General features: G+C 72.9%; 9 protein-coding genes. 1 reads left to right on the top strand and 8 read right to left on the bottom strand.

Annotation, left to right across the window (positions count from 1 at the left end):
• Positions 1-153 precede the first annotated feature (153 nt).
• From AC5WS8_RS16420 to AC5WS8_RS16400, 5 genes are all read right to left on the bottom strand, one after another.
• On the bottom strand, positions 154-1,770 hold the full coding sequence (locus AC5WS8_RS16420) for a serine/threonine-protein kinase (RefSeq protein ID WP_496104116.1): 1,617 nt from the start codon (positions 1,768-1,770) through the stop codon (positions 154-156).
• Positions 1,771-1,930: 160 nt separating this feature from the next.
• Positions 1,931-3,559, bottom strand: coding sequence for a serine/threonine-protein kinase (locus tag AC5WS8_RS16415; protein ID WP_496104231.1), 1,629 nt, complete (start codon positions 3,557-3,559; stop codon positions 1,931-1,933).
• A gap of 180 nt (positions 3,560-3,739) precedes the next feature.
• A complete protein-coding gene (locus AC5WS8_RS16410) occupies positions 3,740-6,235 on the bottom strand; it encodes a serine/threonine kinase C-terminal domain-containing protein (protein WP_496104115.1) in 2,496 nt (831 codons plus the stop codon).
• Between the two features lie 175 nt (positions 6,236-6,410).
• The gene (locus tag AC5WS8_RS16405) at positions 6,411-8,501 is read right to left on the bottom strand and encodes a serine/threonine-protein kinase (protein ID WP_496104114.1); all 2,091 of its coding nucleotides are present in this window, start codon (positions 8,499-8,501) and stop codon (positions 6,411-6,413) included.
• Between the two features lie 231 nt (positions 8,502-8,732).
• Entirely contained in the window at positions 8,733-10,439 is a 1,707-nt protein-coding gene (locus tag AC5WS8_RS16400) for a glycerol-3-phosphate dehydrogenase/oxidase (protein ID WP_496104113.1), read from the bottom strand.
• A gap of 264 nt (positions 10,440-10,703) precedes the next feature.
• Here AC5WS8_RS16400 and AC5WS8_RS16395 point away from each other — a divergent pair, with 264 nt between their 5' ends.
• Positions 10,704-11,912 (top strand): nucleotide sugar dehydrogenase, encoded by a 1,209-nt coding sequence (locus AC5WS8_RS16395; protein WP_496104112.1) that lies wholly within the window; start codon positions 10,704-10,706, stop codon positions 11,910-11,912.
• 214 nt (positions 11,913-12,126) lie between these two features.
• On the opposite strand, the gene AC5WS8_RS16390 is transcribed toward AC5WS8_RS16395, so the two are convergent.
• The 3 genes from AC5WS8_RS16390 to AC5WS8_RS16380 all read right to left on the bottom strand — a co-directional run bounded on the left by AC5WS8_RS16390 (position 12,127) and on the right by AC5WS8_RS16380 (position 15,727).
• Positions 12,127-13,251 carry a GuaB3 family IMP dehydrogenase-related protein gene (locus tag AC5WS8_RS16390; protein WP_496104111.1) on the bottom strand — a complete coding sequence of 375 codons (1,125 nt, stop codon included), beginning with the start codon at positions 13,249-13,251 and terminating at the stop codon, positions 12,127-12,129.
• Between the two features lie 137 nt (positions 13,252-13,388).
• Positions 13,389-14,891: an IMP dehydrogenase gene (gene guaB / locus AC5WS8_RS16385; RefSeq protein WP_496104110.1), complete on the bottom strand. Its 1,503-nt coding sequence runs from the start codon at positions 14,889-14,891 to the stop codon at positions 13,389-13,391.
• A gap of 260 nt (positions 14,892-15,151) precedes the next feature.
• Positions 15,152-15,727, bottom strand: a complete 576-nt coding sequence (locus tag AC5WS8_RS16380; protein WP_030571403.1) for a sigma-70 family RNA polymerase sigma factor — start codon at positions 15,725-15,727, stop codon at positions 15,152-15,154.
• Positions 15,728-15,802: the final 75 nt, after the last annotated feature.

Genomic DNA, 15,802 nt, shown 5'->3' with positions numbered 1-15,802 from the left:
GGCGAGCAGGGGGCCGACCGCATCGCGGCGAACCGTGCCGTCGCCTACCGCATCCACCACGACGTCGTCCGTCACCGCCGGCACCTCACCGCCTGGTGGCGGATCCCGCCCGTGAAGACGGTGCCGCCGGAGGCAGCCCGGGCTGATGGGCTGTCACCCCGCTGCGAACGTGTCCACCGCCACGTCGAAGTACTCCTTCGCCTCCCGGACCTGCCCGACCGGCGCCGACACCCATACGTCGTACATCCGGCCGCCCTCGTCCCAGCACAGGTCGTAGGTGTGCCTCGGGCCCTCGGCCGCGGTGTAGCCGTTCCAGGTGAACTCCCAGAGCGCCGCCGGGTTTCCGCGGTGCGAGGTCGCGGTGACCCGGCCGTCGTGGTAGCCCGGGTTGGTGGTCGGCCCGTCCGTGTCCGAGCGCCGCATCACCGCGAGGGGGCCGCCCGCCGCGGGGTCCGCCACCTTGATGCCGAGGCGGAAGGTGTCTCCCGGCGACAGGTAGAAGATCCGCTCGCCCTGCGGGCTGCGGGTGAACCCGTCCGGTACGGCGAGCGAGAAGCCGTCCGGGTCCCGGGCCAGCCGGTACCCGGAGGGTGCCCTGCGGGTGACCTCGGGCGTCGCCGTGGCGGGTGGGCGGGTCACCGTGACCGTGGGCGCGGGCCGGGCCGTGGACGGGAGCACCGGCCCCGGGCTCACCGTCGTGCGCGCCGTACCGGGGCTCCCCGGCGCCCGCCCGCCGTCGCCACCGTCGTGCAGCAGCAGCGCCGCCGCCGAGACGCCCGCGCCCGCCATGGCAGCGACCAGGGCGGCCGCTACGAACACACCCCGCACGGACTGCCTGCCGGGAGCCGGCGAAACGGGCGCTTCCGGCGCGGGCGGCGGGGCGCTGCGGGGCACGTCCCGCTGCGTCGGCGGGGACGGAGTCGGCGTCCCCGGCGTGCGCCCGGTCTCCCGGAACTCCCGCAGCAGCCGCTGCGCCTCCGCCGCGTCCAGACGCCGGTCCGGATCGCGTTCCAGCAGTCCCCGGATGACGGGCAGGATGGGCCCGGCCTGCTCGGGCGGCCGGATCTCGCCCGCGACCACCGCGTGCAGGATGCCGCCCAACGAGTCCCGGCGGAACGGCGACTCGCCGCTCAGCGCGGTGCACAGCAGCGCGCCGAGGGACCACAGGTCGGACTCGGGTCCGGTGCGCTCGCCGGACATCCGTTCAGGTGCGGTGTACTCGGGAGACCCGACGAAGGCGCCGGTCTCGGTGAGCGTGGTGGCGCCCGTGACCTGGGCGATGCCGAAGTCGGTGAGGACGACGCGGCCGGTGCCCGCCTCCATCAGGACGTTCGCGGGCTTCAGGTCGCGGTGCAGGACACCCGCGTCGTGCGCCCGGCGCAGCGCGCCCAGCAGGGCGATGCCGATGCGGGCGGCCTCCCGCGCGTCGACCGGGCCGTGCGTGGCGATGCGCTGGGCGAGCGAGCCGCCGTCGATCAGCTCCATCACGAGGTAGGGGCGTTCGTCGTGTTCGACCACGTCGTGCACGACGATGATGTGCGGATGCCGCAACCGCGCGACGGCGCGCGCCTCGCGCAGGGTGCGTTCACGGTGGAGCCGGGCCTCCTCCGCGGACAGGGAGAGATCGAGGACGAGCTCCTTGACGGCCACCTGCCGGCCGAGGAGCTCGTCGGACGCCCGCCAGACGACGCCCATGCCGCCGCGGCCGATCCGTTCCTGAAGCCGGTAACGCCCCGCAATCACACGGCCGTTCTCCCCCTCGGTCCCCATGCGCCCCATCATGCCGCACCGGATGAGCACCCTCCGGGACGACGCCACGACGGTGGCCGACAACCGACCTGCCCGGGGCGCAGGAGGGCGTAGGAGGGCCCTACGCGGCCCTACGAGGGCCTGCCTGGGGGTGTACGACGCCTGCCCCGGCCCGGGGCCGTCAGTCCGTGGGCGGGTGCCATCCCCTCAGCACCGCCTGGAACTGCTGCCGCGTCGTGGTCCAGTCCGCCTCCGGGCCGGACATGTAGATGGCGTACTCCACGCCGTCGCGGGAGAAGTACGTCTCCTCGATGGCGTGGCGCGGCCCGGGGGCGGTCGTCGAGTCCTTCGCCAGCGCGGTCCAGGTGTACTCCCACAGGGAGCCCGGGCGGTCGCGGTAGGTGTTCGACTCCAGGACCACCCGCTGGTAGTCGACCAGCCGGTGGAGCTGCTGCTCAAGGTCGAGCTGGTGGTCGTGCGCGGTCGCGAAGTCGGGTGAGCTGTCGATGGCGATGCGGATGAAGTGCTCCCCGCCGTCGGGGGTGTAGTCGACCTGGTGGGTGGCCTCGTCGAACAGCTTCCGCTTCCAGGCCCTGGAGGGCACGGCCAGGCTGAAGCCGTAGGGGTCGCCGCGGCGCACCCAGCCGACGGGGAGGTCGCCCCTCGCGTCGGCCCCCTGCGTGCCCTGGGCACTGGGCGCCGGGGACGGCGAGGAAGCCGGCGCGCCGGCCGTCCGGCCGCCCCCGCCCCACTTCTGCCACGCCACCGCGCCCCCCGCGCCGACCACCGCGGCCAGCGCCAGCACGAGCACGGCCGTACGGGCGCGGTGCCGCCTGCGGGGCCGGGGTGCGGACGGCATGGCGGGCTGGGGCACGGTCCCGCGGGCCGTCTCCGCCTCGCGGGCCCGCCGGGGGCGCGGAACGTTCGCGGACGTGTCCCCGACGCCGCTCAGATCGACGTGCTGTGTCGCCACGTACTCCTGGGCGGCCCTCGGCCGCCGTCCCTCGGCCGCCTCGGCCAGCATCTGCTCCAGCCGGGAGGCGTCGGGCCGCTCGGCCGGATCCTTGCGGAGCAGACACGAGATCACCGGCTCCAGGGCGCCCGCGAACCGCGGCGACTCAGGCTCCTCGTCGACCACGGCCTGCATGGTGGTCAGCGGCGAGGTCCGCCGGAACGGCGACCTGCCCTCCACCGCCGAGTACAGCGTGGCGCCGAGCGCCCACAGGTCGGAGGCGGGGCCCGGGTCGTGGCCGCGGACGCGCTCGGGCGCGAGGTAGTCGACCGACCCGACGATCTCCCCGGTGCGGGTGATGGTGGTGTCGCCCTCGACCTGGGCGATCCCGAAGTCGGTGAGCAGGACCCGGCCGTCGGCGGCGAGCAGGACGTTGCCGGGCTTCACGTCGCGGTGCAGTACACCCGCGGAGTGCGCGGCGCGCAGGGCGCGCAGCACCCACAGCCCGATCCGGGCGGCCTCGGCGGGCTCCACCCGGCCGCGTTCCTTGACCGCGTCGGCCAGCGAGCCGCCCTCGACCAGCTCCATGACGATCCACGGCCGGTTGTCGTGCTCCAGGACGTCGTGCACCGTGACGACGGCCGAGTGGTTGATGCGCGCGGCGGCCCGTGCCTCGGCGTGGGTACGGGCGAGGAGCACGGCTCGGTCACTTTCCGTGACGTACAGTGCGGCCGTCAGTTCCTTGATGGCGACCGCCCGGTGCAGCACCTCGTCGTGGGCGCGCCACACCCGGCCCATGCCGCCGCTGCCGATCGAGTCGACGAGCCGGTAGCGGCCCGCGAGGAGCAGGCCCTGCATCTGATTCACGTTTCCCCGCAATGCTCTTGACGAGGCCACATTAAAGAGCGGTCCCCGTGCAGGGAACCGGCGGGGCCGTAACGGAGACCGCACTGTGACGGTTCTCCCTTCCCGGCAGGGGCGGAATCACCCCACACTCGGCACAACGGGACCGCTGGGCTACTGTGGGTGATCGATCGGTCAGTGCGTCAGCCGATAGGTCTGCTCGGCCTGTTCGAACAGCCGGGTGACCTCGTCGCGTTCGGCGTCGGGGCCGCGGACCTGCACCACGTGGTAGTGGCCGCCGACGAGGACGGCGAGGTTGCGGACGAACAGTTCCTGGCCGTTGCCGTTCGTCCAGGTGAACTGCCCCTCGGCCATGGTCCGTCCGCCTACGTCGATGCGCCGCATCCCGCTGGAGGTGGCCCAGGTGGAGTCGCGGAACGGCTGGAGTTCGGGCTCCGACTCCCGCTGGTAGGCCAGCGGGTCACTGCCGTACCTGCCGGTGGTGTCGCGTCCGGGCACCACGATCAGCTGGAAGTCGCCCTGGGAGTAGACGACCTGGCCCTGCGCGTTCTTCGGAGTCCGGTCCCAGCCGTCGGCCACCGCGACGCTGAAGCCCTCGGGGTCCTTGCGCAGGGTGAACCCGTGGCCGACCTGGTCGCCGGTGGCCTGGGTCCGGGGCGAATCGGCCGGTGCGGAGGGGCTGGTGGAGCCGTCCTGCTGCGGCTGCTGCGCGCTGCCCGGGTCGGACTGCTGAGGGGCGGGGCTCGCCTCGCCGACGGCGCCGGTGTGCTCCCCCGTCGCGCCGCTGCCGCCGGTCCCGGCCTTCGGCATGAACGCCATCGCGTACGCGATCGCCGCGGCCAGCGCGAGCAGGATCAGCAGAAGAAGGGTGCGGCCGAGGCGGTGGGGCCGGCGACGGCCGTCCTTGGCGCGTTTGTGGCGGGCGTGGGTGGCGGCGGGCAGTCCGGCGCGCCGCCTGCGGACCAGCTCGCCCCGGCGCCGCACGATCGGCAGCCGGGCGGGGTCGACGGGCGGCGCCGCGATGACATGTGCCCCCGCCTCCGGTTCGGGCGCGGACCGCACCAGGGAGCGCAGCCACCCGCTCAGCTCCTCGACATCGGGCCGCTCGGTCGGATCCGGGCGCAGCAGCGACTCCACGACGGGGCGCAGCGGACCGCACTCCTCCGCGAAGGCGGGCGGTTCGGAGCAGACGAGCTGGACCAGCTCGGCGGTGTTCTCCTCGGGGTACGGCGCGTGCCCCTGGACGGCCCGGAACAGCAGCGCGCCCAACGCCCACAGGTCGGTCGCGGGCCCGATCGGCGGTGCCAGCTGCCAGTTCTCGTGCACGGGCCCGGCCTGTTCGGGCGCCCACCTCTCGGTGACCGGCCCGATCACGGCCATCCGGGCCTGCCGCGCCCGCTCTGCCGCGAGCGGCGTGGCGGGGCCGCGATGCGGCCAGGGAGTCCCGGAAGGGGGCAGCGCGGCCCCTTCGTTCGGGCCGCCGCCGTTGCCCTGGGGCCCGGGTGCGGCGTCGAGGGCCGTGGGACGGGGGACGGCGCCGTGCCAGGGCGCCGGACGGCCCGTCCCGTACGGGTCGACGGTCCGGTCCGAGGGTGGGGTGACGGGGCGGGCGTCCTGCCCGGACGGTGGCTGCGGCGCCATGTCGGGGCCGGGGTCGGCCGGGCGGGGTGCGGGCAACGCCGTGTGGCTGCCGCGCTGTTCCTCCTGTACCCGGGCCGCGGCCCGGGCCCCGGCGCGGTAGGCCGCGATCGCTCCGGCCCGTGCCGCCCGCACGTCCTCCGCGGACTGCAGCGTGCGCGGCGCCACGGCGGGCACACCGGCAGCGGCGGTGCCCACGCCGGGACCGGCGCCGGTCGCCCGCGCCTCGATCGCGGCCCGCCGCGCGGCCTCGGCGTCCATGCTGCGCACCGTCCCGCCGGGCCCGGAGGAACCGCCGGAGCCGAATGAGCCGCCGCCGGATCGCAAGGTGCCGCCGCCGGAGCCGCCGGGCCGGGGAGCGGGCACGGGGGCCGAGGGGTCGCCGTCCGTCGCACCGGGCCCCGGGTCGGGCTCCCGTGCCGGCACCGGGTCGTACCCGCACAGCGCCTCCTCGGCCGCCCCGGCCGCCAGGCCCGTCAGTATCACGCGGCCGTCGTCGCAGACGAGCACCGTGCGGGCGGTGATGTTGCGGTGCACCCAGCCGTGGGCGTGCAGGACGCGCAACGCCATGAGGACGTCGGAGGCGACCTCGGCCGCGCGGTACGGCGTCAGCGGCTGCTCCGCGAGCAGCGCGGCGAGCGTTGACGCGGCGACGAGTTCGCTCACGATCCACAGCGAGCCGCCCTCGGCGAACACGTCGAAGACCTGGTCGAGCCGGGGGTGGTCGGGTATCTGGGCGGCGGCCTGCGCGGCCTCGACGGCGCGCCGCACGGCCGGGTCGGTGGGCCGTCGTGTGGCCGTCGTCCGGCCGGGACCGCCGCGGCGGCCGTCTCGCGCCACGAACCCCTCGGGCAGCCCGTCGGCGTCGAGCACCTCCGCCTCGACGACCTCCGGCAACGGCACCTGCCGTATCAGGACCTCCTGCCCGCTGTAGGTGTCGAAGGCCCGGGTCTCCGCGGACTCGTACTCGTCGGCGGGCGGCAGCGGCAGGCGGTAGCGGTCGGCGAGTACCCGTCCCGCATAGTCGTCCACGATTGCCTCCCCCAGCCGCCCGGTCGGTCAAGTCCGTTCGCCTCGCGTTCCGTTCCGGATGCGTACGGTTCGCGATCCGTCCCTCACGATACGTGCCGGAGGCAACCCGCAACCCGGGGATGTCATATCTGCCCGGGACACCGGCCGGCGCAACGCCGACCGGACGCTCGGTACGTCATGACTTCGGCTGGAACGTCTCGGTCAGCGTCTTCCAGGTGTTCTTGCGGAGGTCCCCGTCCCAGTCGTCCGCCTTCGCCGTGTACATCAGCCCGTATCCCTGGTGCGAGTTGACGACGAATCCGCGGTCGGTCACCCGGTAGGTGGTGCCGGAGTCCACATAGGTGAACTCCCAGTCGGCGGTGTTCCAGTCGCGGTAGTCCACCTTCTCGATGCCGATCCGGTGGTACTGGGGGCGCACCATGTAGCGCTCCTGGCTGTTCCAGTCCGCCACCGGGTCGCCCTTGGGCGTGGACGTCCAGGCGACCAGCAGCCTCTGCCCGTTCGGACCGGTGAAACGGTCGCCCGCGTCGTCCGACGACGCGTACTTCCAGCCGGCCGGCAGACCGATCGAGTACCCCTGACCGCCCTTGTACGTCTTCGCCACGGCAGCGCCGCCCGCCGCTGCGGAGGCTCCCGCGCCGGCGCTCCCGGCGGGCTCGCTGTCGGCCGTGTTCTGCCGGTCCGACCCGTTCGTCGTGGTCGTGCCGGAGCTGCCGCTGTCCGAGCGCGTCCCGCCGCCACTGCCCTTGCCGCCACTGCCCTTGCCGCCACTGCCCTTGCCGCCGCTCCCGGCGGTCGCGGCGGCCTTGGTGGCGCCCTTCGAGCGGGTCTGCGAGCCGTCGTCCCCGCCCCACGGGATGAGCGCGAGCACGGTTCCGAGCACCGCGAGCACCACCACGACAGCGATGATCACCAGCGTCCGCTTCGGCACCACGTCCGTGAGAGGCGCCCGGGGCGGGGTCGCCGGCCGCGGCGGCCGGTCCGGGTCCGGCACGATGGGCCAGCCCGAACTCGGCTTCGCCGCACCGGAGTTCGATGTGACGGCAGCCGTGTGTTCCCGTGCGCCCGCCGAGGCGGCCCCCGGCCGCACGGCGCCCGAGGCCCCGGCCGCGGGAACGTCCGCCCGTGCGGCCACCGCGCCCTCGGCCGCCTCGTCGGGATCGGCCCCCTCGGTCCGCGGGGCCGCGGCGGCACCGGCCGTCGCCGCGCCCGACGACGCCGCCTTGCGCACCGACCGCAGGGCCCCGCGCAGCCGGTCCGCGGCCTCCTCGGCCCGCTTGGCCCCGGACCCCGACGTCCCCTTCCCCTTGAGCCCCTTGGGCTTCTTGGACTCCTCGGGCTTCCTGGACTCCTCGGGCACCGGCGGCAACGCCACGACCCGTGTCGCGTCCGCCGGTACCTTCTCCCCCGGGTCGGGCGCGCGGATGACCTCGTTGAGCAGCGCCCGCGCGCCCGTGTCGTCGAGCCGCTGCCCCGGGTCCTTGGTGAGCAGCCCGTAGATGACGTCCCTCAGCGGGCCGGCGTTCTTGGGCTCCTCCAGCGGCTCGGTCATCACCGCGGTCAGCGTGGCGATGGCCGAGCCCTTGTCGTACGGCGGTACGCCCTCGACCGCCGCGTACAGCAGTCCGCCGAGCGACCACAGGTCCGCCGCCGGGCCGGGCTTGTGCCCGCGGGCCCGCTCCGGCGAGATGTAGGAGGGGGCGCCGACGAGCATGCCGGTGGAGGTGATGGACGGGTCGCCCTCGACCTGGGCGATGCCGAAGTCGGTGAGCACGACCCGGCCGTCCTCGGAGATCAGCACGTTCGACGGCTTCACGTCGCGGTGCAGGATGCCCTCACGGTGCGCGGCGCGCAGGACGTCGAGGACCGCGAGCCCGACCTCGGCGGCGTGCTTCGGCTCGAGCAGGCCGTCCTCGCGGATGACCTCGGCGAGCGACTTTCCCTCGATCAGCTCCATCACGATCCAGGGCCGGTCGTCCTCGTGGACCACGTCGAAGACGGTCACCGCGCCGTTGTTGCGGATCCGGGCGATCGCCTTGGCCTCGCGCAGCGTGCGTGTGATGAGCCGGCGCTTCTCGTCCTCGTCGATGTTCGACGGGAACCGGAGCTCCTTGACGGCGACGGTCCGTCCCAGGGTCTCGTCCTCGGCCCGCCACACCGTGCCCATGCCGCCGCGGCCGAGTACGTCCCCCAGCCGGTACCGCCCGGCGAGGAGACGTTCGCTCTTGTCCTGACGGGTTGTCCCCGCCCGCTCCGCCTCCGACATGCGTCCCCTCATGCAACCCGCCCTGACAGAGCCTCCATTGTCACCCACGCTCGGACCGTCCCACGCCCAGGGTGCCCCTGATTCGGCGGCTCCCCCCGGTCGGAGCACGTGTGAAGGCGGCGGGCGGGGGCGGCGAGGCGGCCCGGGTGTGCGCCGGGCGCCCGATCGGCACCTTGATGCCGCCTCAGATGCACCGGGAGCCCAGGGAAGAGGTCCCTGCCCGTGCCCCTCCTACAACGGCACTATGTCCGGCGCCCCCAGTCTCGCCGCGTCCGCCGTCAGGTCGTCGGGCTGGCGCTGGGACTCCCGTTCCGCCTGGACCCGCTTCTCGTAGTGTTCCACCTCGCGCCCGATCTGGTCGCCGTCCCAGCCGAGCACCGGTGCCATCAGCTCGGCCGCCTCCCGGGCGCTGCGCGTGCCGCGGTCGAACGTCTCGATCGAGATACGGGTCCGCCGGGTCAGCACGTCGTCCAGGTGCCGCGCTCCCTCATGTGACGCGGCGTAGACGACCTCGGCGCGCAGATAGTCGTCGGCCGCGTGCAGCGGTTCGCCCAGTGACGGGTCGTCGGCGATCAGGTCGAGCACTTCCTCCGCCAGCGAGCCGTAGCGGTTCAGCAGGTGCTCCACCCGGACCACGTGCAGTCCCGTGCGCGCCGCGATGCGCGCCCGCGCGTTCCACAACGCCCGGTAGCCCTCGGCGCCCAGCAGCGGGACGTCCTCCGTGACGCAGTCGGCGACCCGCCGGTCCAGGGCGTGCACCGCCTCGTCGACGGCGTCCTCGGCCATCACCCGGTACGTCGTGTACTTGCCGCCCGCCACGACCACCAGGCCGGGCACCGGGTGCGCCACGGTGTGCTCGCGGGAGAGCTTGCTGGTCGCGTCCGACTCGCCGGCGAGCAGGGGCCGCAGGCCCGCGTACACACCCTCCACGTCGTCCCGGGTGAGCGGCACCGCCAGCACGGAGTTCACGTGCTCCAGCAGGTAGTCGATGTCCGCGCTGGAGGCCGCCGGGTGCGCCTTGTCGAGGTTCCAGTCGGTGTCGGTCGTCCCGATGATCCAGTGCCGGCCCCACGGTATGACGAAGAGGACGGACTTCTCGGTGCGCAGGATCAGGCCCGTCGACGAGTTCACCCGGTCCTTCGGCACCACCAGGTGGATGCCTTTGGACGCCCGCACGTGGAAGCGGCCACGCTCGCCCACCATCGCCTGGGTGTCGTCGGTCCACACTCCCGTCGCGTTGACGACCTGCTGGGCGCGGACGTCGTACTCCCCGCCCGCCTCCACGTCCTGCACCCTGGCGCCGACGACCCGTTCGCCCTCGCGCAGGAACCCGGTCACCCGCGCGCGGTTGGCGACCTTCGCCCCGTACCACGCGGCCGTGCGCACCAGCGTCGCTGTGAAACGGGCGTCGTCCATCTGTGCGTCGTAGTACTGCAATGCGCCGACCAGTGCGTCCTTCTTCAAGCAGGGGGCGACGCTCAGGGCGTGACGACGGCTCAGGTGCCGGTGCAGCGGCAGACCCCGGCCATGGCCGCGGGCCATCGACATGGCGTCGTAGAGCACGACGCCCGAGCCCGCGTACAGCCGCTCCCAGCCCCTGTGCCGGAGCGGGTACAGGAACGGCACGGGCTTCACGAGATGGGGCGCCAGGCGCTCCAGCAGCAGCCCGCGCTCCTTCAGCGCCTCGCGCACGAGGGCGAAGTCCAGCATCTCGAGATAGCGCAGACCGCCGTGGATGAGCTTGCTGGACCTGCTGGAGGTGCCCGACGCCCAGTCACGCGCCTCGACCAGGCCGGTGGACAGACCACGGGTGACGGAGTCCAGCGCCACGCCCGCGCCGACCACACCGGCGCCCACGACCAGCACGTCCAGCTCGCGCCCGGCCATTCCCGCCAGTGACTCGGCGCGCTGCGCCGGCCCCAGTGCCGCTGTCCTCACCGCTGCCTCCCGCGTCGTCGCGCAGGCCACACCCGTCAGTCGGGTAAAGCCCTGCCGCTGTTCCCCATGTCCCAAAGTCTGACCGTGATGCCCCACTTCGGCCACCACGCGTCCGCGGCCTGTGGACAACACTCACGGAAACGCCATCAGTCAATACCGCAAATCGGTCATATTTACTCCTAGTGTGACATTGCGCTCGCTCGTTCTGTCCACAGCGGTTGCGCACCTCTCCCGCCTCGGCTATTGGGAAGGACGGCTCACGCCATGCCCGCAGATCTCGCCGTCATCGGACTCGGTCATCTCGGCCTGTCCCTGGCCCAGGCCGCCGTCACGGCCGGCATCCCGACGCTCGGGTACCAGACGGGACCCGAGGCCGGTTCCCTCACCGCCGCCGAACTGCGCCGCATGCTCGCGCGCGGCTTCCGGCCGGCCACCAACCCCGCCGAGCTCGGCCGCGTCCGCACCGCCGTCATCTGCGCCCCCGTCCCGCGAGGCGCCGACGGCGGGCTCGACCTCACCCAGGTGGAGACGGCCGCCCGCACGCTCGCCGCACGGCTGCGCCCGCACACCACCGTGATCCTGGAGTCCCCGGTGCCGCCGGGCACCACGGAGGGCTTCCTGCGCCCACTGCTCGAAAAGACCTCCGGGCTGCGCGCCGGACGCGACTTCCACCTCGCCTACTCGCCGAGCCGCGTCGACCCGGGCAACCGCGACTACGGTTCCGCCAACACCCCCAAGGTCATCGGCGGTCTCACCCCCGCCTGCACCGAGTCGGCCGCCACCTTCTACGGGCGCCTCACCGACAAGGTGGTACGCGCGCGCGGACCGCGCGAGGCGGAGACCGTGCAGGTGCTGGAGACGAACTACCGGCAGGTCAACATCGCCCTGGTCAACGAGATGGCGGTGCTCTGCCACGACCTGGGTGTCGACCTGTGGGACGTCATCCGCTGCGCGGAGACCAAGCCGTTCGGTTTCCAGGCCTTCCGCCCCGGCCCCGGCGTGGGCGGCCACGCCGTCTCCCAGGACCTGGCGGGCCTGACCGGGCGCAGCCTCCGCATGGTCGAACTGGCCCAGCAGGTCAACGGCCGCATGCCCCAGTATGTCGTCCAGCGCGCCGCCACCCTCCTGAACGAGCACGGCAAGTCGGCCCGCGGCGCCCGCGTGCTGCTGCTCGGCGTGACGTACAAGCCGGACCTGGCCGACCTGCAGGGCTCCCCCGCGCACGAGATCGCCCTGCGGCTGATGGAACTGGGCGCGTCCGTCAGCTACCACGACCCGTACGTCCCCGCGTGGAGCGTCCTGGACCGCCCGATCCCGCGTGCGGACTCGCTCTACGAGGCGGTGGCCGGGGTGGATCTGACCGTGCTGCTGCAGCAGCACCGGACGTACGACCTGCAGGGGCTGTCGGTGAAGGCTCAGCTGCTGCTGGACACACGGGGGGCCACGCCCACGGGGGTGGCGCATCGGTTGTGATGGCGCGCGTGGGGGCTTGGGTCTCCTTGGCTGGTGGCGCGGGGTCCTCGGGTGTCGTCACCGCCCCAGAACCGCCCTCCCCTGGCGCAACGGCCCCGAAGCCAACCGTGCGCTCCGCCCCACCGCACGCACCCCACCTGCGAAAACGCCCAAGCGCACACGAAAGGGCCCGGTCCGCCCCGAAGGGTGCGCCGGGCCCTTGAACGCCGTACGGCTACCGCCGGTGCTGCGAGTCCGCCACCGTCACCTCGACCCGCTGGAACTCCTTCAGCTCGCTGTACCCGGTGGTCGCCATCGCCCGTCGCAGCGCCCCGAAGAAGTTCATCGAGCCGTCCGGCGTGTGCGACGGGCCCGTGAGGACCTCCTCGATCGTGCCGACCGTGCCGAGGTCGACCTTCTGCCCGCGCGGCAGCTCCTCGTTGACGGCCTCCATGCCCCAGTGGTGGCCCTTGCCCGGGGCGTCCGTCGCTCGGGCGAGCGGCGAACCCATCATCACCGCGTCCGCGCCGCAGGCGATGGCCTTGGGCAGGTCGCCGGACCAGCCCACGCCGCCGTCCGCGATCACGTGCACGTACCGGCCGCCGGACTCGTCCATGTAGTCGCGGCGGGCCGCCGCCACGTCCGCGACCGCCGTCGCCATGGGGACCTGGATGCCGAGCACGTTGCGCGTGGTGTGTGCGGCGCCGCCGCCGAAGCCGACCAGGACGCCGGCCGCGCCGGTGCGCATCAGGTGCAGGGCCGCCGTGTACGTGGCACAGCCGCCGACGATCACCGGGACGTCGAGCTCGTAGATGAACTGCTTCAGGTTCAGCGGCTCGTGCGAGCCGGAGACGTGTTCCGCAGACACCGTCGTACCGCGGATGACGAAGATGTCCACACCCGCGTCGACGACCGCCTTGGAGAACTGCGCCGTGCGCTGCGGCGAGAGCGCGGCGGCGGTGACCACGCCCGAGTCGCGCACCTCCTTGATGCGCGCGCCGATCAGCTCCTCCTTGATCGGCGCCGCGTAGATCTCCTGCAGCCGCCGGGTCGCGGTCCCGGCCGGCAGTTCGGCGATCTCGTCGAGCAGCGGCTGCGGGTCCTCGTACCGCGTCCACAGGCCCTCGAGGTTCAGCACACCGAGGCCGCCGAGCTCGCCGATGCGGATCGCGGTGGCCGGGGAGACGACGGAGTCCATGGGGGCGGCCAGGAACGGCAGCTCAAAGCGGTAGGCGTCGATCTGCCAGGCGATCGAGACCTCCTTCGGGTCCCGCGTACGGCGGCTGGGGACGACGGCGATGTCGTCGAAGGCGTACGCCCGGCGGCCGCGCTTGCCGCGCCCGATCTCGATCTCAGTCACGTCTCTAGGCCTTTCCCTATGCGTTGCAGCGTCTTCCAGTATCGCCGACGGGCCCGGCAGAAGCCCTCCGCGGGGACGACAACGGCGGCCCCGGATGCTTCCGGGACCGCCGTGTGGCCTTCACGCGCGCGTGGGCGTCACTTGTTGCTGTAGTTCGGCGCCTCGACCGTCATCTGGATGTCGTGCGGGTGGCTCTCCTTGAGGCCCGCGGAGGTGATACGGACGAATCGGCCCTTGGACTCCATCTCCTCGATGGTGGCGGCACCCACGTACCCCATGGTCTGGCGCAGGCCGCCGACGAGCTGGTGCAGCACGTTGGCCAGCGGGCCGCGGTAGGGCACCTGGCCCTCGACGCCCTCGGGCACGAGCTTGTCGTCGGAGGCGACGTCCGCCTGGAAGTAGCGGTCCTTCGAGTACGACCTGCCCTGGCCGCGGGACTGCATGGCGCCGAGCGAGCCCATGCCGCGGTAGGACTTGAACTGCTTGCCGTTGATGAAGAGCAGCTCGCCGGGCGACTCCTCGCAGCCCGCGAGGAGGCTGCCCAGCATCACCGTGTCGGCGCCGGCGACGAGCGCCTTGCCGATGTCGCCGGAGTACTGCAGACCGCCGTCGCCGATCAGCGGGATGCCGGCCGGGCGGGCGGCGAGGGAGGCCTCGTAGATGGCGGTGACCTGCGGGACGCCGATGCCGGCGACCACACGCGTGGTGCAGATCGAGCCGGGGCCCACGCCCACCTTGATGCCGTCGACACCGGCGTCGATCAGCGCCTGGGCGCCGTCGCGGGTGGCGACGTTGCCGCCGATCACGTCGACGGACACACTGGACTTGATCTTGGCCATCCAGCTGAGGGCGTTGCTGTTGTGGCCGTGCGAGGTGTCGACGACCAGGAAGTCCACGCCGGCCTCGGCGAGCGCCTGGGCGCGCTCGAGGGCCTCCGGGCTGGCACCCACGGCGGCGCCGACGAGCAGGCGGCCCTCGGCGTCCTTCGCGGCGTTGGGGTACTTCTCGGCCTTGACGAAGTCCTTGACGGTGATCAGGCCCTTGAGGACACCGGCGTCGTCGACCAGCGGAAGCTTCTCGATCTTGTGCTTGCGCAGCAGTTCCATGGCGTCGACGCCGGAGATGCCGACCTTGCCGGTCACCAGCGGCATCGGCGTCATGACCTCGCGCACCTGACGGGAGCGGTCCGTCTCGAAGGCCATGTCACGGTTGGTGACGATGCCGAGCAGTCTGCCGGCCGGGTCGGTGACGGGGACACCGCTGATGCGGAACTTCGCGCACAGGGCGTCGGCCTCGGCGAGCGTGGCCTCCGGGTGCACCGTGATGGGGTCGGTGACCATGCCGGACTCGGACCGCTTGACCAGGTCCACCTGGTTGACCTGGTCCTCGATCGAGAGGTTGCGGTGCAGCACGCCGACGCCGCCGAGCCGGGCCATCGCGATGGCCATGCGGGACTCGGTCACCTTGTCCATCGCCGCCGACAGCAGCGGGATGTTGACACGGACGTTGCGGGAGATACGGGACGAGGTGTCGACCGCGTTGGGGAGCACCTCGGATGCGCCCGGCAGCAGCAGCACGTCGTCGTAGGTCAGCCCGAGTGTCGCGAATTTCTCGGGCACTCCGTCGACGTTGGCAGTCATGACACCTTCCCCAAATGGCCTTGAACGGTGCGGATGTCCATGCTAACGGGAAGCACGGGGCTCTCATTCCACGGTTCGGGGTGGCCCCCGGCTTCGTATGTTCGTACGGAGATCGGGTTCGAGCTGTTCATACGGCCTGTTCATTCGGCCTGTACATCGACCTGCGAACAAGGCCCTCAGGCGGCGTACCCACAGGCCGGGCACGGTCCGGCGGCGCCGGCCCGTCGCCGTCGCGGCCCGTCGCGGCGGAAAGGAACGCGCTACTGCTCGGCCAGTGCCCGCAACCGGCTCAGCGCCCGGTGTTGCGCCACCCTCACCGCTCCCGGTGACATTCCCAACATCTGACCCGTCTCCTCGGCCGTCAAGCCCACCGCGATGCGGAGCAGGAGCAGCTCACGCTGGTTCTCGGGGAGGTTGGCGAGGAGTTTCTTGGCCCACTCGGCGTCGCTGCTGAGCAGGGCGCGCTCCTCGGGGCCCAGGGAGTCGTCCGGGCGTTCGGGCATCTCGTCCGAAGGGACCGCCGTCGACCCGGGATGACGCATCGCCGCACGCTGCAGGTCCGCGACCTTGTGTGCGGCGATGGCGAAGACGAACGCCTCGAAGGGGCGCCCGGTGTCCTTGTAGCGCGGCAGGGCGAGGAGGACCGCGACGCAGACCTCCTGGGCCAGGTCCTCGACGAAGTGCCGGGCGTCGCCGGGCAGCCGGGACAGTCGCGTACGGCAGTAGCGCAGGGCCAGAGGGTGGACGCGGGCGAGCAGGTCGTGGGTCGCCTGCTCGTCGCCGTCGACGGCACGATGGACGAGCGCACCGATCACCGTCGTCTCGTCGTCGCGCATCGGTCCATGGTGCCTCGGCGTCGTACGGTCCGTGGCACCGCGTCCGTAGTTGTGCACCGAAGCGTTATGAGCAGG

Source organism: Streptomyces sp. PTL18, assembly GCF_059510295.1.
Note: the sequence above shows the minus strand (reverse complement) of the source record. Positions and strands in the feature narration are given on the sequence as shown.